This window comes from Yoonia sp. 2307UL14-13, from assembly GCF_037572755.1.
In the GTDB taxonomy this organism is placed as follows: Bacteria; Pseudomonadota; Alphaproteobacteria; order Rhodobacterales; family Rhodobacteraceae; genus Yoonia.
Genome location: NZ_JBBIFZ010000005.1, coordinates 215,965 through 236,992 on the forward strand (window position 1 = coordinate 215,965; position 21,028 = coordinate 236,992).

17 protein-coding genes and 1 pseudogene are annotated in these 21,028 nt (G+C 57.7%); 7 read left to right on the forward strand and 11 right to left on the reverse strand.

Translation table 11 applies throughout. From position 1 onward, the window contains the following. Positions 1-10: 10 nt before the first annotated feature. From V8J85_RS14270 to V8J85_RS14280, 3 genes are all read right to left on the reverse strand, one after another. On the reverse strand, positions 11-2,269 hold the full coding sequence (locus V8J85_RS14270; protein WP_339954423.1) for a hypothetical protein: 2,259 nt from the start codon (positions 2,267-2,269) through the stop codon (positions 11-13). Then, the gene (locus V8J85_RS14275) at positions 2,266-2,898 is read right to left on the reverse strand and encodes a hypothetical protein (protein ID WP_339954424.1); all 633 of its coding nucleotides are present in this window, start codon (positions 2,896-2,898) and stop codon (positions 2,266-2,268) included. The genes V8J85_RS14270 and V8J85_RS14275 overlap by 4 nt, the downstream gene beginning before the upstream one ends. Positions 2,899-3,605: 707 nt before the next feature. Further along, positions 3,606-4,166, reverse strand: coding sequence for a transposase (locus tag V8J85_RS14280; RefSeq protein ID WP_339954425.1), 561 nt, complete (start codon positions 4,164-4,166; stop codon positions 3,606-3,608). A 184-nt stretch (positions 4,167-4,350) separates the two neighbouring features. On the opposite strand from V8J85_RS14280, the gene V8J85_RS14285 reads away from it, so the two are divergent. Then, a complete protein-coding gene (locus tag V8J85_RS14285) occupies positions 4,351-6,234 on the forward strand; it encodes a TniQ family protein (RefSeq protein WP_339954426.1) in 1,884 nt (627 codons plus the stop codon). A 57-nt stretch (positions 6,235-6,291) separates the two neighbouring features. On the opposite strand, the gene V8J85_RS14290 is transcribed toward V8J85_RS14285, so the two are convergent. Continuing rightward, positions 6,292-6,768, reverse strand: coding sequence for a hypothetical protein (locus V8J85_RS14290; RefSeq protein ID WP_339954427.1), 477 nt, complete (start codon positions 6,766-6,768; stop codon positions 6,292-6,294). Beyond that, positions 6,734-7,489 (reverse strand): hypothetical protein, encoded by a 756-nt coding sequence (locus tag V8J85_RS14295; protein WP_339954428.1) that lies wholly within the window; start codon positions 7,487-7,489, stop codon positions 6,734-6,736. The genes V8J85_RS14290 and V8J85_RS14295 overlap by 35 nt, the downstream gene beginning before the upstream one ends. A gap of 164 nt (positions 7,490-7,653) precedes the next feature. Between V8J85_RS14295 and V8J85_RS14300 the strand changes: the two genes are divergently transcribed. The 4 genes and pseudogenes from V8J85_RS14300 (at position 7,654) to V8J85_RS20085 (ending at position 11,265) form a co-directional block, all read left to right on the forward strand. Then, positions 7,654-8,937 carry a CBASS cGAMP synthase gene (locus V8J85_RS14300; protein WP_339954429.1) on the forward strand — a complete coding sequence of 428 codons (1,284 nt, stop codon included), beginning with the start codon at positions 7,654-7,656 and terminating at the stop codon, positions 8,935-8,937. Between the two features lie 10 nt (positions 8,938-8,947). Continuing rightward, positions 8,948-9,349: pseudogene (locus tag V8J85_RS20080) on the forward strand (E2/UBC family protein); the annotation flags it as partial. A gap of 297 nt (positions 9,350-9,646) precedes the next feature. Continuing rightward, complete coding sequence (locus V8J85_RS14305; protein WP_339954457.1) at positions 9,647-10,714, forward strand: HesA/MoeB/ThiF family protein; 1,068 nt, start codon at positions 9,647-9,649, stop codon at positions 10,712-10,714. Continuing rightward, positions 10,714-11,265, forward strand: a complete 552-nt coding sequence (locus V8J85_RS20085) for a Mov34/MPN/PAD-1 family protein (protein WP_445285910.1) — start codon at positions 10,714-10,716, stop codon at positions 11,263-11,265. The genes V8J85_RS14305 and V8J85_RS20085 overlap by 1 nt, the downstream gene beginning before the upstream one ends. 514 nt (positions 11,266-11,779) lie before the next feature. Here the strand turns inward: V8J85_RS20085 and V8J85_RS14310 are convergent. The 4 genes from V8J85_RS14310 to hdhA form a co-directional block, all read right to left on the reverse strand. Next, positions 11,780-12,289 (reverse strand): hypothetical protein, encoded by a 510-nt coding sequence (locus tag V8J85_RS14310; protein WP_339954430.1) that lies wholly within the window; start codon positions 12,287-12,289, stop codon positions 11,780-11,782. Continuing rightward, positions 12,279-14,000: an alpha/beta hydrolase gene (locus V8J85_RS14315; protein ID WP_339954431.1), complete on the reverse strand. Its 1,722-nt coding sequence runs from the start codon at positions 13,998-14,000 to the stop codon at positions 12,279-12,281. Before V8J85_RS14315 ends, V8J85_RS14310 begins: the two co-directional genes overlap by 11 nt. After that, positions 13,942-15,528, reverse strand: coding sequence for a serine hydrolase (locus V8J85_RS14320; protein WP_339954432.1), 1,587 nt, complete (start codon positions 15,526-15,528; stop codon positions 13,942-13,944). Before V8J85_RS14320 ends, V8J85_RS14315 begins: the two co-directional genes overlap by 59 nt. Positions 15,529-15,590: 62 nt before the next feature. Then, positions 15,591-16,358, reverse strand: a complete 768-nt coding sequence (gene hdhA / locus V8J85_RS14325) for a 7-alpha-hydroxysteroid dehydrogenase (RefSeq protein ID WP_339954433.1) — start codon at positions 16,356-16,358, stop codon at positions 15,591-15,593. Between the two features lie 676 nt (positions 16,359-17,034). Between hdhA and V8J85_RS14330 the strand changes: the two genes are divergently transcribed. After that, entirely contained in the window at positions 17,035-17,667 is a 633-nt protein-coding gene (locus tag V8J85_RS14330) for a tyrosine-type recombinase/integrase (RefSeq protein ID WP_339954458.1), read from the forward strand. Positions 17,668-17,940: 273 nt separating this feature from the next. Here the strand turns inward: V8J85_RS14330 and V8J85_RS14335 are convergent, their stop codons facing one another. Further along, positions 17,941-18,945 carry a transketolase family protein gene (locus V8J85_RS14335; protein ID WP_339954434.1) on the reverse strand — a complete coding sequence of 335 codons (1,005 nt, stop codon included), beginning with the start codon at positions 18,943-18,945 and terminating at the stop codon, positions 17,941-17,943. Between the two features lie 11 nt (positions 18,946-18,956). Beyond that, positions 18,957-19,883 carry a transketolase gene (locus tag V8J85_RS14340; RefSeq protein ID WP_339954435.1) on the reverse strand — a complete coding sequence of 309 codons (927 nt, stop codon included), beginning with the start codon at positions 19,881-19,883 and terminating at the stop codon, positions 18,957-18,959. A 98-nt stretch (positions 19,884-19,981) separates the two neighbouring features. On the opposite strand from V8J85_RS14340, the gene V8J85_RS14345 reads away from it, so the two are divergent. Beyond that, positions 19,982-21,025, forward strand: a complete 1,044-nt coding sequence (locus V8J85_RS14345; RefSeq protein WP_339954436.1) for a zinc-binding dehydrogenase — start codon at positions 19,982-19,984, stop codon at positions 21,023-21,025. Positions 21,026-21,028: the final 3 nt, after the last annotated feature.

Sequence of the window (21,028 nt, forward strand, 5' to 3'; positions counted from 1 at the left end):
TTTCATCTGCTTAACGAGAGAATTTCTTGCTGGTCCGGAATCGGTCGAGACTACCGGGCTCGTCCGGGAGAACCACCGAGTTGACCCCGTGTTCGTCCCCTACGTCTGCGTCCTGCGTGACCTCGGCTTCATCAGCGACATCACTGGCATCCGCCTCGAAACCGCCGTAAATGGGATCGTCATATTCATCCCGTCCGACGAAGGGTTCTTCGTTAGAGCCTTTTCCAAATGACAGCTCGAGGCTGGCACGATCCAACTCCGTTTGAGTGTAACCGGTCATCCCCATGTCATTGCCACGCATGATCTTTCCGACGAGTTCCGCGCGGCGCCGCTGTGCTTCGTCACGCGCGCCACTGCGACGTTGGCCGTCCAGAGCCCCCTCCGCACGCCTTAGCTGGCGTTCTTCTTGCCACTGCCGAAGGGTCTTCCCACGCAATGAGCTGTCCAATGCGGGGACGGAAATCGTATCGTCATGGCCAACAACGGAGATGGCACCCATGTCCATCGGATCAACGATGATCTCCACCGTTCCATCTGGAGCGGCGACCCGATCTGCCACCGGTGTTCTTCGATCGTTCCGAATAAATTCATTGAGGTAGGTCGCACCGGCGAAGCGAATGCCTTCGTGCGTTACCCGTGCAGTGGTTGAGAACCCACAAGCTTCGCGAAGATCTTGGGCACCTGGGATCTGCGTTGGATCGTAAGCAAAATCCTGCGTCAGCTCTTCCCAAGCAGTCGCGGGCGTTTTCCCGTTCAGCCCCCGGTGCGGCGTGTTATGGTATTCGGCGATAAAGATAACGAAGAGCTGGTCAAGCTCATCATCCGTGACGCATGCCTCTTCGTATGGTCTCCGGTCGTTCAGTTTCGACGGCATACTTGCAGTCCAACCGGGAATGGTTCTCGCGAACTTCAGTTCACAGGTTCGAAACCACCTCTCGATATGACCTCGCAGATTTGCGACCCCAGCCGTTGTGTTCATGAACGAACTATGGAGCCGCTTCACCGCGCCCGAAAACTCAGCGCCACCGAATGGGTGCTTTCCGAACTCAGAACCTGAATCCGTCGAAACGAGCTGGATTGGGCAGACATGATCCCAGTCTGAGTCTTTAATGCCCGCATTCCGGAACAGGTATGTCTTGTCCATAAAGCAGGACCTGAGAGCTTCGAGTGTCGCCTTTTGGTTTGGGCTCCGGCAAATGGAGTATCCCAGGATGATCCTTGAAGCGACATCGATCGCGACAACTACCCATCGGCGCACGCGCTTCACTTTCGCGCGCTCCTCCTTTGTCATCCTTTCGTACTCGGCGCGTGTCACATCAAGGGTGACGACATGGAAACACCATGCATCGAATTGGACGTTCTCACCAACTGTGCTGACCGACATGCCAGCCTCAGACATGCCAAATTTCCGAGTAGCTGCTGCGAGGCCTTCTCGCTGCAGGACAACTGTGAACGGGTCGAGATATTCGTCGATGTAGCGCTCGTACGTTCTCACGCTTTTCACAGGAATCAGCTTGAGAGGCCCCAGCTTCGCCCGGCGCGCGTTCTCTTCAGCCACTTCCTTGACGGCGCGCTGCGCAATTTCCCGTTTTGAAGACTTGCCAACCGGGCGGCTATCCTCGGAACTAGGTCCACCACGCGCGTAGTCGCGCAGGATATTCATCACGAAATTAAAGTCATCATTCTCAAAGGTCGGCTTTTGAACAGAGACGCGCTTGGTGTTGAAAACGTTCGGGTCATTGTCGGCGTTCTCGTACTTCCGAAGATATCCCAGCAATGTATCACTACAGGGAAGCGGGTGCAGCGACTGAGAAGAATTCGCCTTCTCGGTTCCATATTTTACGCGAGCTTGAAATTGCCGATAGTCCGTGTCGATCTTTGACGTGAAAATACCGACACCCTCGCGTGTAAGCGTCATGCCCAAACGACGATAATGGACCATGCGTTCTGCGAGAAAGACCTTACGACCAATAGACTCCCGTTGCTTCTTGCCAGCCAGATAAAGCTCTTTTCGGCTATGCATCCGACGATCTTCGACACGCTTCAGGCTATAGTATCCGCGGTCGACTACGAGCCGTTCAGCTTCGATCAGAGTGACGATCTCGTCTGGGCAGAAGGTCCTGATCTGCGCATCGGAATCCGAATATACCGCAAGCACGTAGTGCGTGATCTCTTTCGTCTTAGGGTCAACTTTCGGAGTTACCTTCCAGACATCAGCGCCTTCAAAAGTAACACGGTCAGCCTCAGTCAGGTTCTTGAATAGGGTCATGCCGCACTCCGGCACCGGGTTTCTGGGCAAAACGGATCCAAGATGTTTTTTGTGATCTCCCCATCACCAATGAGGCGAACCGCCGCGCGGTAACCCTTGGCACCCAACATTGAGCGATCGATCAACTCGCCAAAGCTGAAGACACCGCCGAGATCGTATGCCACCTCCAACACGATGCGGTCAGATTCCGGGTCCCATCCACGCCGAGCTTTGTGAATTTCGGCTGCACATTTCCGAAAAACAGGGTGAAACGCGTAGCGCGAGCCCAGATTGAACCGATCGGCAACCTGACGGCTGCACTGACCTGCGATGTTTGCGATCTCTTCGATGTACGACTTTCGGCGGGCTTTCTTGTCATACTTGACCGAGAACAATACCTCGTTCGCGTCCTTCAGCAAAACATGGGCATCGACCTTAGTATGGGTCGGTTTGCCGTTCCCATCGACAAAATCAACGCGCGTGAGCTGCTCCTTGAAATTGACGACATCCCTGTGCCCCGCCAGGTTTTGGTAGACAGCGGCTTCTTCATAAGACGCGCACCAAAATTCCTGCAAGACCGTCCGGCGGTTAAGCCGCGTCACAAACGACAGCTTGCACGAGCTGCTGGACTTACCGAGTTCCATTTTCATGAGGTGGGAATTCTCGACCCGAAACGGATCGTCAGGGTCCGCCAGTGTCGGCGGACCAAAGGTCGAGTTGGCATAGATCTGATGATCTGTGTCGAAGGGTTCGTTAGACATAAGTTCTCCGTTCGCATGCCCGCGGGGAATGCGTTTCTGGCCTCTCAAAGTTGGGGAATGCCGGTCTTCGCGTCCGGGACTCGAATGGCGTTGAATGAATGCAAGCCGACCGGCCCTCGTGGGAAGCCCACGAAGAAGGCAATCAGCTTGTCAGAGTGCGGAAAACCGTTGTCTAAGGGCTCTTCCTCAGATACCGTTGACGTTGCAACACGGCTGGTCTTCCAGTCTCAGGGGGTTGATCGTTCCAGCGATCAGCCCCTTTTGCCATTCTCTCATTTTTCCATACAATTCCTTTCGATTGCCCTCGCCAAGAACGTGGTGCAGTGAGCACTCACGACGAACGTAGTCGTTTCAAACAAGTCGAGTCCAGAAATTTTATTTCGCAAAATCAGTTGCTTATTGCGAATTTCCGCCACGCCATGTTTGTCGACCAGCGTTTCAACTCAAGCGGCCAGACTAGGCCGACCATCAATTCTCCTTAGTGTTTTGAGGCGTCTGCTCTTCATCTCAAAAATCACCTAGGAGGAAAATTTTTGCCTTTATACAGCTCGGAGAACTTTTTTTGGAGGAATTTGTCCCTTTTAAGAAGCAGGCGTCTAGGCTGGCTTGCTCGCAAGACGATCGCGGCACCACATCAGGTGTTCACTCGAATACGGCACCAGATCTGGTGGCAACTGTATCGGATCGGTGCAGATGCTGCGCGCGATCAAGCCGGGTGTAGTGTTCGTGAGATCATTCATCAGATCTTTCCGGCGTGCATGCGCGACCTTATAGGACAGTCCAATGCGATCTTTCAGTTGATGAGAGGTAAGTACGTACGTTGCTCGATCTCTCGCATAACTTGCGATTATGTACTCAGCAGCAAGCAACCACTTGCGGATGGTGATGTTGCTTCCATGAAAGATTGTCCCGGTTTTCGCGGAAAACTGATGCCTGCATTTTCGGCACTGATATCTTTTTCGCGCTTCAAAGTGAAGGATATCCATCGCTTCACATCGCGGACACCGGATGCCCGAAGGCCACCGAACTCTACAAACTTGAGCTTCTGCCGACTCCGCGGTGGGAAATCGCCTCGCAACGCCTTCGCGTGGCAGCGCAAAGTAAAGCTGGCACCAATGTATCCGGCTACGTTCTTCTGATGTCAGTCGTGTACCCATCTGGCACACGCTACTAGCACCTCGGTCAGAAAACTGAAGGTGCAGAGCAAGCCTCCATCCAAGATTTGCCGCAACGTCGGGTGCTGAGTTTTAGTGGGCGAGGGAATTGCCACCAATTGCCATGGGCGCGCTCACAAGATATGCGCGAGACCGCAACTGACATACGATCCAGAATGTTGATGAGATGGGTCGACTCTCGATCAAACCAGAACCGATCCTTCGAGAGACTCTTCCCTCGTACGTATCCCGTGCAGCTGCCATGAACCGGGTCGATCTGAAGAACTTTTGCGTCGACATTGGTTTTTCCATAAAGAGACTGATCAATCTCGCCCCTGAAGCTCTGGAGATCATTGCAGAGATTGCTGATTTGGACGACGCGGCCATGGGCAACTTAGTTCAATGGACGGGAAAGAAGGCCGACGATGTGCGGATGATCTTCCGAAATGAGAAGTTCGTATCGCGCGCGCTCAGGAATCCTACGATCCGAGGCTGTCCGATCTGCCTTCAAGATGACGCAGATGGAAGTTCGACCAAGCCACTCGAGTCAATGGCGATGCGCGGGGACTGGCAGTTGCGCGAGGTCTCGGTATGCGTTCGGCATCGTCACCCGCTGATCCCTCTTTGGAGACACCAAATACCGACAGAACGCTTCGATATCAGCGCCAGGCTTGCAGAACTTCTGGAGAACATGCTGGAAGACACACTTAAGCAGGAGCGGATTTCCCTGAATGCCTATGATCTCTGGCTTGATCAGCGTCTTGAAAACGGACGTGATGACACTTGGTTGGCGGGACAACCTCTATACGCTGCAACAACCTTTTGCCGACTTCTTGGCTCCGAACTCTTGAGACTTCCCGAATATCGCGGCGTTCGGGGGGCCATCCGACTTAGAACTGCACAGAGAATTGGATTTGGAGTCGCCAGTGAAGGCAGGGAAGCGATCGACGATGCACTCGATAGGCTGGCGTCTCTTGCTCCAGATGCAGGTGATTTACCGCACAAGGCCTTTGGCGAACTTTACCGTGATCTTGCTTACGCTCATCTCAATGAGAGCGCATTCGACGATTTCAGACGCATCCTCTGGGAACGGATCGTTATGATCTGGCCCGTTGCAGCCAATCACGAAATACTGGGCCGCAGTCTTCCAGAGCGGCGCCTGCATTCGCTAACTTCAGCAGCAAAGGAAACGGGTGTGGGGGAGTTCCTGTTGGATCAATTTCTTGTTGAAGCGGGGGCGTACGACCAAGGTGACGAAAGGCCGGCGGCGCGCAAGACGTTCGATGCCACCCGTCATGCCTCGTTGCTGGCCGAGATCCCAACACTCGTCGGTCCAATCGAAATGTGGAAGGCGATTGGGGCGACCAGATCTCAATTCAAATCGCTGGTTGATGACAAGGTTCTGGTTCCCAGAACAAGGATACCGACGGTGAAATCGCCTTGGCGACTGCAGGATGGCGTTGATCTCCTAAGGGAATTGACCGCATTGGTGACTGGTGACGCCGAAGACCAGAACCAGTGGGAGGTGGTCCAGCAGGCGAAATTACGGAGCGGCTTGAGCGTTGGCCAGATCATTGACGCTATGCGGAATGGTCGCCTGCATGTCGCTCGATTGAAGGGCTTGGCCGGTTACCGGTCCCTTTGTGTCTCAAAGGTCGAGATAGACCATCTTGCTGCAGAAGTCGGAGTCCCGGTCGAAGCTCCGTCAAAGCTACCGGCAGAGGTCGTCAGCTCCGCAGCGGCGTTTGGGCGTTCTGTCGGGATGAGAGAGGGTCAAGCCTTCCAACGGCTTGTGATGGCAGGGCATACGTCGGCAAGTCACGAGGTCATTTCCAATTCTGGGGCTCGACGGTTTTATGTGACTGAAGATGATATCGCCGCTTTCCACCGACGGTTTCTTACCCAGATGACCCTGGCCGACGAATACAACGGCTTCTGGAGAACGCTTGTTACGGAGCTGTATTCTGGGGGAGTCGAGCGATTCACCGTGGGCGGCGAAACCTTCGGGCACTTGTTCTTGCGCACCGATGTAGAGCGCTTCTTCGGGAGAAAGGCGGTTATCGAACGTTAGTTCGGCGTTCCACATAAGGAACTTGCTTCGTTTACGCTCAGGGCTGCGGCCCATTGATCATGCTCCTTTCCGCTGATTCCGTGCTTGGAAAGCGAACGGTGACATGAAAAATTTCCTCCGGCTGATGGGCACAATGATGGCGCGTCTCGAACTTTTTCCTCGAAGCCCCGTGGCAAACGCCTGAGTCAAACGGGCCTGCTCGCCCGAATCCTTGTGGGACTGGCTGCTGTGGGCCTTGAAAGTAAGGCACTGATTATAAATGCGAATTATCTGAAGGCGCACCACGCGGCGACCTGCCTCAAGGTGAAAATGGGAGTGAAGAACCTGGTTAGCCGGACAAAGGGCGGCATGAGTACGAAGTTGCACGCCGCCACCAAATGCAACGGTCGTCCGATTCGCCTCTTCATCACCACCGGCCAATTGAGCGACTACATCGGGGCGCAGGCATTTTGCGAATCTCCGTTGTAGAACCAGTAGGATTGCCAGCAGAAAATGGACTTCATGGATCGAGCCGCGTCTTTTCTTCCAGCGCATAATCGCGAAGGGTCTTCGAGGAATCTTTCGACGGCGCCACTCGGCGTAATTTGAGCCGGCCAGCTGTGTTCAGCCCTTCGATCCAGCTACGCCTCGTCCAATAGACACCTTCGAGGCTATCCGGAGAATGCGCATCGTAAACGAGATCGGCTGCCCCCAAGTGGCGTTCTTCGTCCGTGGCCGAGGGGTCCTTAGTTTCCTGCTCATACACATAAGCGAGGTGAATGCGTGGCGTATGCTGGCACTTCCAAGGTCGTGCCGTGATTGAGTAAGACGTAGCGTCCATGGAGCTCAGCCCCGTCGCAAGCCTTAATGAGTACAACGAAGCGGAAATCTCAACCGCGATGGCATCGTGGCGCTCCGCTGTTCCGTAAAGTTCAGCAAGGTCGATTGCGCTCTCGGTAGTTGCCGCGTTCCGCATCTTTTCAATCGTCGGCCAGTTCGATGCAGTCGTCCCGACCCACACACCATTAAGGTCCGGGAACACCGTCCGGTTGAGCACAGGCATCGTTCGCCAAAGGAACCGCCATGGCGCCCAGTAGGCCGTGAGGCCGAAAACAATCCCGAGTACCGTAAGAACAGCCACTGGCAGGTAGCGGATGACCACCGAGTCGGAAACCGTCACACCGACCCAAGCGCCGAAATTATCTGCATAGACGGCAAGTCCGACAACGATCATCAGCGCCGTACCCAGAGTTTTCCATGGCAATAGTGTATACATGTTTTGTTCTCCTACACTTTGGGACTCCCACCTCTTGGAATCAGGTCGGAAATGCCATATATGTTGTGGGCTTACGACTCTCTAGCCGCTACATGGTGTTGTCCCATCCGACAGGCTGAAAGTCCAGTTGATGATTTTGGTCGTTAGAACGAGAAGGGAACATTATGCCGGTGAACGCACACAAAGCGCTCAACAGTGCCAACGAGAGCTGCTACGTCAAGAAGCTCAAGCTTCCCAAGGAGCGTGAAGAAGAGCTGCGCGCGGCCCGTGACGAGTTGCGAGACGCGATACGTTCGGGACTGAAGGACTGGACTGACCGCTTTCCAATAACCGAAATGGTCACGCGCGATGCAATCATTGCGCTCAACTCAGAGCAGTTGGATATTACCGAAGCTTTCGGTCGGCCGAAGTTTCGGATGCAAGGAAGCTTCTCATATTCGACAGTCAACGATCCGGCGAAGGGAAAGACGCCTCCCCTGCAGATCGATCTGGACGACGGCATGTTCCTTCCGACACGTTACATTGACCGCGATGGTGCCTTCAAGCCTTCGGTCGCGGCAGATGGCTATTTCCGGGCCGTTGAACGACTTCTGTCGGATGTGTGCCAAAAGAATGGTTGGACGCTCAAGACGAAGACGTCCTGCGTCCGCGTCGAGATTGATCGGGAGGCGCACGTGGACATCGCGCTCTACGCTGTCCCGGAAAAGGAGTTCGCCAGCCTGATCGAAACCGCGATGGCCCAGAACCGACTGATGCGGGATGGTTTCACGGAGCTGCGCGATGATGACTTTGCCAACCAGATCTATGGCCAACTTTCCGCTGACCAAATGCGCCTTGCGTGCCGCGGCGATGACGGGCGCGGCAAGTGGATCCCGTCCGACCCGCGCAAGCTGGAAGACTGGTTTCGGGATGCTGTACGGGATCATGGGGACCAGGTTCGCTTCGTATCGCGCTACCTGAAGGCCTGGCGGGATGAGCAGGACCTTCGCGGTCTTGCGTCGATTGCGCTCATGTGGGCTGTTGTCGAGGTCTTCGAAAACCATGGCGGCTACAAACCCTTTAGTGGCCGAGATGACTTGGCTCTGCTCGCCGTCGCGCGCGCACTTCCAGACATCCTACGCCAGGAGATACCGAACCCGGTTGTCCCTGGTGAGCGCCTCGACCAGGGATGGAGCGAGACAGACCGGCAGGCATTTGCTTCAGCTGCAACGCACTTGGCGGCGAAACTAGACGCGGCCCTCATCGGATCGAGTACCCCTCAGACTACCGTGCGGCATATGTTGGACGCTTTCGGATCGAGGTTTCCAACAGATGTGAGCCTTTTGGTGGACGACGCGCCTCAGGCAGCAGCTGCCGTCGCATCTCCCGAAGTTCTGACAAGTAACTTGCTTGAAACCAAGGACGAGCGGCCTGCGGTGAAGCTGGGCGGAGATGAACGCTACGCCTGATCTTGCTGGCATGAGCGAAGTGCTTGGTAGTGTCGGTCGGGCTGCTGAGACCCAATGGCGCGGACAGAGGCTTACTGCCGACGATCTGCGACGTCTGCCAAAGGGGCCTTGGGTCGCAGGTTGGCGCTTCAGGGTAGCGGTCGAGCCAGACGTTGTGGCGGTAGACTTGGTGTTCGACGCCGTCTTCCCCTGGTCGGCACCACGTCTCTATATGCGACGCCCGCCGGCGCTCGGCACTCTTCCACACCTGGAAGCAGATGGGTTCATCTGTGCCTTTCCCAGCCGAACCCCGGTAGATCCTGCCAATCCGGTTGGGATTGCACATGCCTACTTGAAGAGGCTGTTGGAGCTTGCGGCGAATTGGTCGAACCCAGAATTCGTCGAGCGAGAAATCTCCGACGAGTTTTTATCCTATCTTGGGCGCAAGAGCGCCCCACGGCCGATCCGATCCCTGTTGGCGCCGAGCGAGTACGTTGGGCCCATGGCTCACTTATGGAGAGGCCGAACGGGTATCGTTCTATCTGATAACTCGGAACATTTGATCGAATGGCTGAATCGTCGGCACGGACGCCAGACGCGGCCCTGGGTGTTCGAGCAAGCGGTGGTTGTAAGACCGGATGCCCTACCCAACCCGCGGGAACTACCCGACAATGCCAGACAGCTATTGGACATGGCGGCAACGGGAGCAGAGCGGGATGCTTTGATCAAGATGCTTATGTGCGGTCCGGGTGCCTTGCTGGTGACTATCGCGCTCCCGACGCGACCACATGCGACGATGATCGCGTATGATATCCCGGGCGCGCGGAAGGAGACCGAGCGCGGGCGCAAGCATGTAACGGCTGGGTTCAGAGCTAAGAAGATGTCGCGCGAGGTTTTGATCCAACGGCGAGCCAGTGCATCTTTGAAAATTTCACCTATGGAGGTGGAGCGCCTTGATGCGGCATGGGTGCATGGGCGAGACCAACTGCCGGAAGTGCGAGCACATCAAGGCAAGACTGTCACGGTGTTGGGATGCGGTTCCCTTGGATCTGGGGTTGCCACACTTCTAGCGAAAGCGGGTGTGGGTGGGCTAAATCTAATCGACCCAGAAGTCCTCGCGAGTGACAACATATCCAGACACGACCTGGGTATGTCGGACGTGGGGCGCTGGAAGGCGGACGCGTTGGCTGAGAGGTTGCGCAATGAGTTCCCACATCTCCCAAATGTGCGTGAATATCATGTCCGTTGGCAGACGATCGCGGAAACCGAACCGGAGGTCTTGCGCAGCTCGGACATCATTCTCGTTGCGATCGGGTCCTGGATGGATGAAGGCGCGTTCGAAGCATGGCGCCTTGCCCAAGATCGTCCGCCTACGGCGATCTACGGGTGGTTGGAGCCGCACGCAGTTGCCGCGCATGCAGTGTCGATTACGGAAGGCGGGCCATGTTTCGGGTGCGGCTTGAGCGAGTTCGGGGAGAGCCTGCTTCGTGTCGCCGAATGGACGGAAAGCACGACGACGCGGACGCATCCCGCTTGCGGAGGTGCTTTTCAACTCTATGGAGCATCGCAGCTTGCGCGCGGTCACGGTCTGATAGCTGATCTTTGCCTTGAGCAACTAACAGGCTACCCGACCCATGTTCACCGAATTTGGTCCGGTCCTACTCGATTACTCGGTGCCGTCGGCGGAAACTGGTCCGAAGAATGGAAGAAGTTCGTAGGTCGATCATGCGAGGCCGGTGGGGAATTCGAGCGCTCGTGGACCCGTCGCGATAACTGCTCGATTTGCGAAAGCTCATGATGAATGCCTGGGTATGCGAACACCTCGAACTTCGATACAGCCTTGCGCCTAAAGCGGTCGAGGTGTTGTTGAAGCACCGCCAATTGAAGTGGAGAGATCGTGAAGCCGGTGGCCCGCTTTTTTCCAATGCACCAGGGCGGCGCTGTACAATCGACGTAGCGTCCGGACCTTTCCCTCAAGACCGTAGAACTCGACATGGTTACATTCCCAACCGGCCGAGCGTTCAAGCTGATGTTCTCCAAAAGCATGGATCGGGTCTTCACTTTATCGGAACTTGGCACACGCATCCATCGCCGCAGCCAACTGCGTCGTCCCTGGATGCTAGGTCCATTCTCAATCTCTACAGAGAATCAGATCACGATCTTGACGCTTTCATCATGTTGATTGTGGGTACTGGCAGTGATCCAGCGACTTGGGAGCTATCTGCGCAAGGTACCTTCGGCAAGGTCGTTCTCACCGCGACATCACTGACCGGGAGCAAGGCATTTGGTGCGGGAGGCCACGAGATCGACGGCAAATGTTCAGACCAGCGTAGCGAACGAGACGGCTAACTCTCTTTGGTGTCTGGTTCGCTTACACAGCCGCCGTGGGACCTAGGGCTTAAAACGACCGGCTTGTCCGCACGCCGGTCGTTCAGTCGGTACTCAACTTTGAGCAAGTAGCGAACGGCTGCTATACGGGCTGCAACTGCAGCATCGGGAAGGTCCGCTGGATGTCGGCTTTGGGCGGTCCCCGATGTGCCTACAGTATCACGCCACCTCTGATGCTGCGCTGCCTCTGAGGTCGGCAGTGAGCCCACAGGAGACCAACAGATTCTTCGCTGCGTGCGCCCGCAGCGCGGATTATGCTGCAACGGCTAAGAACTCGGTGTCGCAACGCAGCGTGAAGACCGGCCCTTCATACAAAGCGCAGCGAGAACGACACGCTCAAGGATCGAGTCGCGGGACAAAGCGCCAACTTGCTGCGGCTGCGCCAATGTCTTCTTTCAGAGCGATTAGATAAAAGGTAGGCGTATTTTGAACACGCTTTAAGCACGTTTCTCTTCTGACACTTCCCGCATTCAATTCAGTGCAGAACGAACTTCAGCAGCGCCAGGGCCAATCCGATTGCGCCGGTAAACGCACCATGCAGCAGGCCCGGCAGGACGCGCCGGTAGATCACCCAGCCAATGCTGAAGCCGTAGACGGCCAGCAGCAGGATCGCAAAAACTTGGCTGAGGTCTATCGCCGTCTCGGCGGAGTATGCCCCGGTTGCCGCAAGCGCGATCAGCAGTGTCGGGATATTGGCTGCGATCAGCGTCGGCTGGGCGTGTCGCCAGCCCGCGCGGACCTCTGCCCAACCGAAGGCTGCACGGTGATGGGCGGCATCGGCCGAAATCTGGGCGAAGGCCTTGGCGCGCGTGATGGCGAGGACCGAGCCGAAGAGGATTGCGGCGGTGGTGATCGGATCGGTGGCCGAATGTCCCATGGCCATCAGCAGGGCCAGCACCGTGATCGCTCCGTAGATCGCGCCGAACGCGTTGTGCTCGATCTGTTCGATCCAGCGGGCGAGCCGCCCCTCCCTCTCATCCGTCATTGTCGCACCCCTGATGGAAACCGCCGTCACAATGCGCGATCAGGCGCGCAGTGTCCTCGTCGGTCCAGTTGGCGGGGTCGGTGACGGCGACCCATGGCCCGATATAGTCCGGACCATAATAGGCATGGCCGTGGCCGTCCGGCGCGGTGTTGGCCAGCGCCATGTCCACAGCCAGTTGGAATTGCGTCACTACCGGCATGAAGCGCATCTGCGGCGACACGTCCGGCCCCGGCGGTTCACGCATCCACTCGGGCGCGCGGAAAAGCGAACTTGAGGTGAAGAACACGATCGGATCGCTGGAGTATTGCAGATAGACGAGGCGCATGTTGCCCCAGCCCTCCGGTCCGCCAGCGTCTTCGGTATGTGAGGCAAAGCGCACCAGGCGACCGTCACCCAGAACAGGCGCGATGGCGGGACTGCCTTCGTCACGGGACGCGACGATGCCCTGCCACTTGGCGGACGGAAACGGCGGCCCCGCCCAGAGCGCGCCGTCGATGGGATCGTCGAGCAGAGCGAACAGATCGGTGCCGTGCATCGAGGACCAAGCCCCAAGGCTCAGCCCGTGGATGTAGAGCCGGGGCCGGTCGTTTTCCGGCAGGCTGCGCCAGTGCCGGTGGACGGTGCCGATCAGGGCTTCCGCCTGATCGAGGCCCGAGCGGGTTTCTAGGATCAGGGCCAGCGGCGATTGTAGGTAGGAATACTGCACCGCGACCGTCGCGATGTCGCCGCCGTGCATGTATTCAACGGTATCGACAGCGCCGGGGTCCATCCAGCCGGTGCCGGTGGGCATGGCAACGATCAGAACCTCGCGGTCGAACCCGCCCTGCCGGATCAGCTCCGCCAGGGCGATGTCCGCGCGGTCCTGCGGATCGTCGGCCTCTGCCCGGCCGACATAGACGCGTATGGGTTGCAGGGCGTTTTGGCCGGTGAAGGCCGTAATGTCGGCTGCATCCGGCCCGGTCAGGACGTAATCCCGCCCCGGCTGGCCCAAAGCGCCCCAATCCACCAGCGAGTTCGCGCCGCCCGTAAGATCGGCATCGGCCGGAGGCGGGGGCGCATCGACAAAGAGGTTCTGCGCCACGGTGACAGAATTATCGAGACCGGCGATCACGCGGTCCAGCACCCCGTCGCGTGTCACGACGATCAGGAGCAGGGAGGTCAGGAGGAAGCCCGCGACGTTCGCGGTGCGCGCGGGCATGTAGCGATAGAGGCGGAAGCGCACCCGATCGAAGAGCCACTGCACGGCGAAGCCGAGCAAGACGAGAACGGCGAAGACGACCAATGCCAGAGCCAGCATCTGAAATGTGTGGGTCGTCTCGACGGGTGGCATGTCCATGCGCGTGCGAATGCCGTTCTGCCAGCTTCGGGCCGACAGGAGGCAGAGAACGAGGATCACCAGGACCGGCACCGCCAGCGCAAGGCGGGAGATTGCGGCAGTCCGCCCATCCGGCTCGGGCAGGTCCAGTAGCCGGTAGAGCGATATACAGGCCCGTCCAATGAGATAGCCGAGGACCATAACCAGACCGCCAAGGACACCCTGCACCAGCCATTCCCGTGGGATCAGCGTCGGTGTCAGCGATGCCGCAAGGAAAAGAAGTCCGAGGCAGAGAGGCAGGACATAGAGGCCCGTCCTTTCGAGAATACGCATCACCTCACCGCCGCCGGGCAAGGATGCTTCGGCCATCATCGGTGGAGAGCCGGAGCGTGCCATCCGCGTCGAAGGTATAGCTGGATATGTCCCCCAGAAGTGCCAGCAAATCCTGTTCCTGATTCATCAGCGCGGAGGGACAGGCCATCATCGTGGTTCCCGCCGGGGCGAGGGTCAGGGACGTGCCGTCCGCCTTATACGACCCGATCAGACGGTTGCAGCCGGTGCTGCCTGCCAGAGACCCGTCAGGCAGGAATTGCAGGCTTGCCGGGGAGCCGTCGATCACGCCCGCGCCGTCGATATCCTCGATGGCCCATTCGCGCCCAGCCAGTTCGGGCGACGCATCCTCAGCCATCAGGTATTCCGCCACCGCCTGGTAGGCAGGAAGCGAGGTCGGATCGCTGGCTGCGTTCCCGGCGACGGGGTGCGAGGCGAAGCGGACGATGATCATATCGGCGGCGGGGTCGATCCAGATCGTCTGTCCGTGGACCCCGCGCGCGGCGAAGGCCCCGTGTTCGTTGTGACTGACCCACCACATGCCGCGATAACTCCAGCCCGGCAGCAGGTCGTAGCCCGCCTGGGCGAACACATCCGTGTCGCCGCCTTGCCTGACCCGGGCAATCGCTTCCGCCGGGATCACCTGTTCGCCGTTCCACTGGCCTTCGTTCAGAACGAGTTGGCCGAGGCGGGCCATGTCGCGCAGCGTCGCGTTGAACCCGCCGCCCGCGAAGGGGGTGCCGATGGAATCTACGGTGTAGAAGGCTTCGCGCTCTGCCCCGATGCGCGACCAGATGCGCGACGACAGATAATCGGCGACCGACATTCCGGTCGTGCGAGCGATCAGCCAGCCAGCGGCATCCGAGTTGACCGTCTTGTAGGCGAAGGCATCGCCATGCTCTCCGTCTCTTTCGACGGTTTGGAGATACTCGAAATAGCTGCGCGGTCCGTCATAGCCTTCGGGCTTGGGCAGTGGGCTGCCTGCCTCGGCATAGGTCCAGACCTCGGCGTCCGGGTCCGAGTAATCCTCGGAATAGTCGAGCGCGGTCGTCATCTCCAGCACCTGCCGCACGGTCGCGTCGCCGAAGGCACTGTCCGTCAGTTCGGGGATCAGATCACCGACAAGCGCGGTTTCATCCAGCGCGCCCTCGGCCACCAGCACCTCGGCCAGTAGCCCCGTGAGGCTCTTGGTAACGGACATGGCCCCGTGCAGGGTCTGTTCATCGAGGCACCCGGTATAACGCTCATAGACGATCCGTCCGCGATGCAGAACGAGGATGCCATCGGTGTAGTTGGCATCGAAGGCCGCGTTCCAGCTCATGTCGTCGCCGCCGCCCAGAGGCGTGAACGTGACCGCATCAATCCCGGCGTCGAGATCGACCGGCAAAGCGCTTGGCGCGTCCGTTCCGCGCTGCACCACGGTCGTGGGCATCAGTTCGCGGAAATGGCACACCGTCCAGCGCAGCCTGGGGAAGGCGAAGTAGTCTGGGTCGGTGAAGCGGATCGTTCTGTCCGCTGCCGGTGGGAATCCCTGCATCCAGCCCATGGTTTCGGGGTCAGACGCGGCTGCATCGAGAGTGGTGTCCTGTGCCATTGCGGGGCCTCCCATCGTCATGAAGGCGATCAAACCCGCCGATATTGCTTTCATCATGTTCATCATCCCAGCTCCTGCACGCCGCCGCCCGAGACGGTCAGAATCTGACCGCTGACCCAGGACGCTGCGGGAGAGCAAAGAAACAGCGCAGCGTTGGCCATGTCCTGCGGCTCACCCAAACGGTTGATCGGTGTGTGGCGCAGCATCTGCGCCTCGATTTCGTCGGTCAGCACACTTTTGAGCGCGTCGGTGCGGGTCGCACCCGGCGCTATCCCGTTCACACGGATTCCTTTCGGCCCCAGATCGAAGGCGATGTTGCGGATCAGGTGGTTCGTCGCGGCCTTGGATGAACCGTAGGAGGCCATCTGCCGATTCTTGTTCTCGCCCGCCATCGACGTGATCGCCAGCATCGCGCCGCCGCCCGCCCGTTCCATGTGCGGGGCCGCGAGCTGTGCGAGCCGGAAGAGCGAAAACACGTTCAAATCGTAGGCGCGGCGAAAGTCCTCCATCGGCATGTCGAAAGGCTTGGGGCCGCCTCCGCCTGCGTTGCTGACCAGGATGGTCAGCTTGCCGAACGCCTCGATGGTCTTATCCACCGCCCCGGCCAGATCGCTTTCCTTGGTCACGTCGCAGGCGATGGCGCTCGCCTTGCCACCTTCAGCCTCGATTTCGGCGGCCACCTTTGCGGCAGCGTTTTTGTCCAGATCGCTGACCATCACCGAAGCGCCTGCCTTGCCAAGCGTCAGCGCGATGGCCTTGCCGATCCCGGCGGCGGCTCCGGTAACAAGGGCGACCTGATCTGAAACAGTGAAGTCGGATGGGGAATACATGTAGGGTCTCCTCGCAAGGGTTTCCGCGACTGCATGGCAGCGCGAAAGAGTTCCGGGCGTTCAGGAGTTCGGGGCGAAAGCAGCCGCAAAAAATCTGACAGGCTGGATGACGACGCCATCGTCTTCAGGCCGTCTTTATCCGATAACGGGTCGGATGACAAACGTGCGGCGATTTCGTCAGCGTAATTTTACTCGCTTTGACGAGTGAAGCGGACATTCGTCGCGCTTGCATCTTATTGTAATTTGGGCTCAGAGCCGCCTAATGCTGACGCGGCAATGCCGGTGCGGCAGGCCGACCAACACCGGCCATCTGACCGTTTGGCCAAGCCACTGAAATCGCAGCTGGTCCTGCGATGAGCACTCGTTGGCTGATCAGCGGCTGTCGTTCGCGCTCTGAGCGGCGAAACCTAACTGCGAGCCCATAGCGGAAGTCATCAAGTCATGCTGCAAGCGCGCGCAGCATGAAAATCGCTGCATCTGCAAGAATGTAGGTGCAGCTTCGCGGCGGGAAGATCGGCCATTGGTGCCCGGTGCAGCGAAACTGCATCGAGCAATTCACAGGCCGCGGACAAACCGGTCCTTTGGGTGCGGAAAACCGGCCTTTCCAATGATGTACACTCGCATTGCCAGCGCGGTGCTGGTGAATGGGCTTGGAGGGAGGATCGGAAGGCAAATCATGCCAAGAGTCCAACTTCCCGCAACCACCCCTAAACACAGAGCCTGGAATAAAGGACGGATCATCGGCCAAAAACGGCCACTGCTACCCAAGCAAGTCTGGGCAATCCGCGCAAGGCTCGAACTCGCGGGCAATCTACGCGATCTGGCTTTGTTCAACGTCGCCATCGATAGCAAGTTGCGCGGTTGTGATCTGGTCAAGCTCGCGGTCACAGACCTGGTAAAAGGCGAACGCGTTCGCGAAAGGGTTTCGGTGATCCAGAGCAAAACCAAGCGGCCAGTCCAGTTTGAACTGACGGAAAATACGCGCGAAACTGTGCTGGCTTGGGTCAAATCACCGGAGATGTTTGCCTGCAGGTTCATGTTCCCAAGCCGCTTCCATGACCGTCCTCATATTTCAACGCCCCAGTATGGACGGATCGTTCGAGACTGGGTGACAGCCATTGGCTTGGAGCCTAGCGGCTACGGCACTCATTCGCTCCGCCGAACAAAGGCAGCGGAGATTTACCGAAAGACCGGGAACCTTCGTGCGGTCCAACTGCTGCTTGGCCACACCAAGGTCGATAGCACTGTGCGTTACCTTGGCGTTGAACTTGAAGACGCCCTGAGCATCGCTGAGCGTATCGATATCTGAGCTATCTTGGCGAACGGTCTTGCCGTTCGCCTTTTCAAAACGGGTGTCTGCCCATCGTCAGGCCGGGGTCGGCGCTTGAGTCCACAGCGGGAGTCTTGAATTTGTACTGCACGTGCTTGGTTCATAGAACTGCGCGACGGCAGAAGAAGCAACTATTTGCAATGGGATGGGGAGGACCACGGCTGCAACCCAAGGGGCGCAGTTGGAGAGCCTTTTAGCTTCAACTGCGCTAGCGTTGAATCGGCGCGTCATGACCCAATTCACTTCGCTACATCAAAGCCCTTCCGCTTTCGCGAGCGAATGCACATCGTCAAAGCGCGCCTTGGCAAGATCCTCTTCTGTGATCCCGTAGGTTTGACCTGTCAGAACCTCGATACCTTTGACCAGCGCCAACGCGTCAAGGCCATAGTAGCGCATGAGGTACGGGCGGGACCCGCCATGCGCATAGGTATCGTTGAGCCCCAATCGCACCAGTCTTTTGCCCACGCCAGCATCTGCCATCGTCTCGGCGACAAGACTGCCAATACCGCCTTCTGTCACGTGGTTTTCCAAGGTAATGACGCCATGCTTCACGCCGTTAACGTGATCCAGAAGTGCTGCGGCATTGAACGGTTTGATTGTGTGCAAGTGCAAATGCCGGATCGAGAGGCCAACATTTGCGAAGGCAGCACGAGCCCGCATCGCCTCTTCCGTGCAAATGCCGGATGTCACGACCAACACATCTGTTCCTTCTGACAAGACGCGCATTTCACCAACTTTGATAGGTGTTTCGAACAGGCGCGGTACAGACCCGCGCAGGACCCGACACCAGACCGGACCGTCAATGCTGTCAGCCGCTTCACAAATGCTTTCGACTTCAGTGGCGTCACCGGTTTCCAAGATGGTCATATTCGGGATGGACCGCATGACGCTGATGTCCTCGATGGACTGGTGTGTCATGCCACCGGGCGTGGTGACTCCGGGCAGGAACCCCATCAAGCGTACCTTGCGGCGCGGATAAGCGATCGATGCCATCAACTGGTCGTAAGGACGCCGGTACATGAAGACGCCAAAGGTGTGAATGAAAGGGCGGAAACCCGCGAGACCAAGGCCACCGGCAAAGCTCATCATATTCTGTTCTGCCATACCAAGCGAAAGGAACTGGTCGGGGTGGCGATCCCGGAAACCATCGATTTCACAGGATGAGGTCAGGTCGGCCGAAAGGCACAAAATGTCTGGATTGCCAGCAGCAAACTTTTCAAAGGCGCTGGCATAGGGACGGGTAACCATTTCAACCATTTTTGACGTCCTCAATGCGCATAGTCGATTGGATCGACGCCCAGATTAGCGGCAATCGAAGTGTTGAAACGAGACCGCTCGTCATCAGATTTGAAGCGGACATAGTGTAGTCGCGGAAAGCGCTCTTCGAGGACAGGCATCGTATGATACGGGTTCGTGCGCGCCAAAATGATCAGTGGTTTGCCGGTATGCGGTTCATTCACGGCATCCCGCATTGCGGTCAGATCGTGACCGTCAATTTCCACACATGCCGCACCGAAATTCAGGAATTTGGTGCGAATGTCGCCAACTTCCATCACGCTCGACATCGCACCATCGCACTGCTGATCATTCACATCCATGATCGCAAGCACATTGTCGATGCCATGGTGCGCGCAGGCTTGAACGGCCTCCCAGGTCTGGCCCTCCTGAACTTCGCCGTCCGACATAAAGACCCAAGTGCGGCCCGCATCCCCGCGCAAGCGACGGCCGTAGGCAAGGCCTGATGCCGTCGACAGCCCAATGCCCAAGGTCCCATTGTGGACCTCCATACCCGGAGAGTGTTCGGCCCCAATCATTTCAACGGAAGAACCGTCCTTATTGAACATCTCTAGGCCCTCTGGCGCCATACGCCCCACTTCGATGAGGGTCGCATAGGCCACCAACGCGTAATGTGCTGGCGCAATGAATAGACGATCGAGCTCAGGCGATGCAGGGCCATTGTAGCCTGCGCCGGTGTGGTAGTCCGGGTTGTTGGGCGATGGGACGCCTTCAAATGATTTCGGGATCATTGGGAGCGTTGGCGCACCGAGATTTAGTTCTTCGTTGTACAGCCACGCGAGTTGTTCGGCAGCGGAGCACGCCTGGCTCAGATATCCGCCGTTATTGCGAATGCAGTGTTCAAAGACACGCCTGCGAATACCTAGGGCAACATCTTCGGTGCTGCGTTCATTGCGCATGAGCTTACTCCCGATAACTTTACAAGTGTAAATAAATTAGTCATTTGTATAGATCAAGAACGAACTGCAGTGGAGTATGCGGAATGCCTTCTCAGACAATGAAAGCAGTGCGGTGCCGCGGTTTCGGCGGTCGTCATCGACTGGAAGAGGTCGACATCCCGCGACCCGGCAAAGGCGAAGTGTTGGTGCGTGTTGATGCATCTGGTATCTGCGCCGCGGATCGCGCCATGTGGGATGCGACAGGCCCATGGCAGCTGAACTTTCCATTCACGCCAGGCCATGAATTTACCGGCACGGTTGTGGAACTCGGCGATGAGGCCAGAGAACGACACGGGCTGGCGGTCGATGACCGCGCGATTGCCGAACTCAACATCAGCTATGGAAATGATTTCTACCGCCAGCGAGGCTTGTATCACCTGACCGATCACATGCAGGTTTTGGGTGCCACGCTTGACGGTGGTTGGGCGCAATACATGCTCTACCCGACCGAGGCACTCATTCACAAGGTGCCGGAGACTCTCAGCAACGAGGCCGCATGCTATACCGAACCACTTGCCAATGCGATCCACGGGGTGCAGCGCGCAGACATTCAGTTTGATGATGTAGTCGTCATCTCTGGTGCGGGTCCAATTGGCATGGGCATGGTGCAGGCTGCGGCGCTCAAAACGCCGAGGTCGGTAATTGTGATCAATCCGGGGAAACCAAAGCGCGAATTGGCGCTTACCTTGGGGGCTGACTACGCATTCGCGCCGGATGATCCCAAGTTGCAGCAAGCCATCGGTGATTTGACGGGCGGGCGCGGCGCGGATGTCTTTCTCGAAGCATCTGGACAGACACGCGCTTTCGAACGGGGCCTCTCACTGGTGCGAAAGCGCGCGCGTATGGTTGTGTTCGGCGTTTATAAACAGCCTGCTCAGATCGACCTGAACATCTTTGGGGAATTCAAAGAACTCGACATTCGTGGCGGTCATCTGGCGCCATTCACCTACGCAACTGCGCTGGATTTGATGGCGCGGGGCAAGATCAATGGTGATGCCTGTGTGACCCATTCGTATCCGCTTGCCGCGTTTGAACAGGCCTTGACGCGCAAGCCCGACCCGGATGAGCTTCAGATCAAGGTGATACTTGAGCCCAATCGATAGCCG

Bases quoted from the DNA above. Each gene is read 5' to 3' on its own strand.
- V8J85_RS14310 (WP_339954430.1), bottom strand. From the start codon at position 12,289: ATGACGGATGAGAGGGAGGGGCGGCTCGCCCGCTGGATCGAACAGATC.
- V8J85_RS14340 (WP_339954435.1), bottom strand. From the start codon at position 19,883: ATGCGCAATGAACGCAGCACCGAAGATGTTGCCCTAGGTATTCGCAGG.
- V8J85_RS14290 (WP_339954427.1), bottom strand. From the start codon at position 6,768: ATGCGCTGGAAGAAAAGACGCGGCTCGATCCATGAAGTCCATTTTCTG.
- V8J85_RS14315 (WP_339954431.1), bottom strand. From the start codon at position 14,000: ATGGCACGCTCCGGCTCTCCACCGATGATGGCCGAAGCATCCTTGCCC.
- V8J85_RS20085 (WP_445285910.1), top strand. From the start codon at position 10,714: ATGAATGCCTGGGTATGCGAACACCTCGAACTTCGATACAGCCTTGCG.
- V8J85_RS14300 (WP_339954429.1), top strand. From the start codon at position 7,654: ATGCCGGTGAACGCACACAAAGCGCTCAACAGTGCCAACGAGAGCTGC.
- V8J85_RS14335 (WP_339954434.1), bottom strand. From the start codon at position 18,945: ATGGTTGAAATGGTTACCCGTCCCTATGCCAGCGCCTTTGAAAAGTTT.
- V8J85_RS14305 (WP_339954457.1), top strand. From the start codon at position 9,647: ATGCTTATGTGCGGTCCGGGTGCCTTGCTGGTGACTATCGCGCTCCCG.
- V8J85_RS14330 (WP_339954458.1), top strand. From the start codon at position 17,035: ATGCCAAGAGTCCAACTTCCCGCAACCACCCCTAAACACAGAGCCTGG.
- V8J85_RS14270 (WP_339954423.1), bottom strand. From the start codon at position 2,269: ATGACCCTATTCAAGAACCTGACTGAGGCTGACCGTGTTACTTTTGAA.
- V8J85_RS14320 (WP_339954432.1), bottom strand. From the start codon at position 15,528: ATGGCACAGGACACCACTCTCGATGCAGCCGCGTCTGACCCCGAAACC.
- V8J85_RS14285 (WP_339954426.1), top strand. From the start codon at position 4,351: ATGGGTCGACTCTCGATCAAACCAGAACCGATCCTTCGAGAGACTCTT.
- V8J85_RS14345 (WP_339954436.1), top strand. From the start codon at position 19,982: ATGAAAGCAGTGCGGTGCCGCGGTTTCGGCGGTCGTCATCGACTGGAA.
- hdhA (WP_339954433.1), bottom strand. From the start codon at position 16,358: ATGTATTCCCCATCCGACTTCACTGTTTCAGATCAGGTCGCCCTTGTT.
- V8J85_RS14295 (WP_339954428.1), bottom strand. From the start codon at position 7,489: ATGTATACACTATTGCCATGGAAAACTCTGGGTACGGCGCTGATGATC.
- V8J85_RS14275 (WP_339954424.1), bottom strand. From the start codon at position 2,898: ATGAAAATGGAACTCGGTAAGTCCAGCAGCTCGTGCAAGCTGTCGTTT.
- V8J85_RS14280 (WP_339954425.1), bottom strand. From the start codon at position 4,166: ATGGGTACACGACTGACATCAGAAGAACGTAGCCGGATACATTGGTGC.